Annotated in this window: 1 protein-coding gene; it reads left to right on the forward strand. The window is 73.3% G+C overall.

The window, feature by feature from the left end:
* Window positions 1–258, forward strand: a 258-nt coding sequence (locus tag M3148_RS17620; RefSeq protein ID WP_251305997.1) for a DUF222 domain-containing protein, incomplete at both ends; no start/stop codon positions are given.

The following is a 258-nucleotide window of genomic DNA, read 5'->3' on the forward strand; positions in this document are numbered from 1 at the left end:
CGTGGGCCACCGCCAAGCTCACCCGGGTGGCCGGTGAGCTCTCCCGGCGCCCGCTGATGAACGGCAGCGGCGCCCTGCCCTCGCACGTGAGGTCGGGGAACATGGCCGCCGACGAGCTCGCTCCGCGGCTCGGGCTGAGCCGCTTCGCCGCGCAGCGGATCGTGAGCAACGCCCGCGCCTTCGAGAACGTCTTCGCCCTCACCGGTCAGGCGCTGGCCACCGGGCACATCGACGCCCGCAAGGCCACGACGATCGTCT

It is taken from the genome of Georgenia satyanarayanai, assembly GCF_023715365.1.
In the GTDB taxonomy this organism is placed as follows: Bacteria; Actinomycetota; Actinomycetes; order Actinomycetales; family Actinomycetaceae; genus Oceanitalea; species Oceanitalea satyanarayanai_B.